The following is a 1493-nucleotide window of genomic DNA, read 5'->3' as shown; positions in this document are numbered from 1 at the left end:
CGTGGCGCGTGGCTGGAGTTCGACGTGGACAAGCGCGACACCGTGGGTGTGCGCATCGACCGCAAGCGCCGCCAGCCGGTCACCGTGCTGCTCAAGGCGCTCGGGTGGACCACCGAGGAGATCGTCGAGCGCTTCGGCTTCTCCGAGATCATGATGTCGACCCTGGAGAAGGACAACACCGCCGGTCAGGACGAGGCGCTGCTGGACATCTACCGCAAGCTGCGTCCGGGCGAGCCGCCGACGAAGGAGTCCGCGCAGACCCTGTTGGAGAACTTGTTCTTCAAGGAGAAGCGCTACGACTTGGCGCGCGTGGGCCGGTACAAGATCAACAAGAAGCTCGGCATCCACCTGGGCGAGCAGGTCGTCGGTTCGGTCTTGACGAAGGAAGACATCGTCAACACCATCGAGTACCTCGTGCGCCTGCACGCGGGTGACAAGACCATGACCGCCCCCGGTGGCGTCGAGGTCCCGGTGGAAGTGGACGACATCGACCACTTCGGCAACCGCCGCCTGCGCACCGTCGGCGAGCTGATCCAGAACCAGATCCGGGTCGGCCTCTCCCGTATGGAGCGCGTGGTCCGCGAGCGGATGACCACCCAGGACGTCGAGGCGATCACGCCGCAGACCCTGATCAACATCCGTCCGGTCGTCGCCGCGATCAAGGAGTTCTTCGGAACGTCCCAGCTGTCGCAGTTCATGGACCAGAACAACCCGCTGTCGGGCCTGACCCACAAGCGTCGTCTCTCGGCGCTGGGCCCGGGTGGTCTGTCCCGTGAGCGCGCCGGTCTGGAAGTCCGTGACGTCCACCCGTCGCACTACGGCCGCATGTGCCCGATCGAGACCCCGGAAGGCCCGAACATCGGCCTGATCGGCTCGCTGTCTGTGTACGCGCGGGTCAACCCGTTCGGCTTCATCGAGACCCCGTACCGCAGGGTCGTCGACGGCCGGGTCACCGACGAGGTGGTCTACCTGACCGCCGACGAAGAGGACCGCCACGTGCGCGCCCAGGCGAACTCGCCGGTGGGCGCGGACGGCCGCTTCCTCGAGGATCGGGTCCTGTGCCGCCGCGGCAACGAGGAGAACGAGCTCGTCGCCGCCAGCGAGGTCGACTTCATGGACGTCTCGCCGCGCCAGATGGTGTCGGTGGCGACGGCGATGATCCCGTTCCTCGAGCACGACGACGCCAACCGCGCCCTGATGGGTGCGAACATGCAGCGTCAGGCGGTTCCGCTGATCCGTTCCGAGGCGCCGATCGTCGGTACCGGTATGGAGTTGCGTGCCGCGGTCGACGCCGGTGACGTGGTGGTGAACGAGAAGGCCGGTGTGGTCGAGGAGGTGTCCGCCGATTACGTTACCGTGATGGCCGACGACGGCACCCGCAAGAGCTACCGGATGCGCAAGTTCAACCGGTCGAACCAGGGCACCTGCTCCAACCAGCGTCCGATCGTGGACGAGGGCCAGCGGGTGGAGCGCGGTCAGGTTCTGGCCGATGG

Annotated in this window: 1 pseudogene; it reads left to right on the top strand. The window is 66.7% G+C overall.

Annotated features, from left to right (window positions below):
- Window positions 1-1493, top strand: a pseudogene (locus ACWEH3_RS36045) (DNA-directed RNA polymerase subunit beta); the annotation flags it as partial.

It is taken from the genome of Nocardia sp. NPDC004718, from assembly GCF_053601535.1.
The sequence above is the reverse complement of the archived record's forward strand: the minus strand, read 5'-3'. Positions and strand labels throughout refer to the sequence as shown.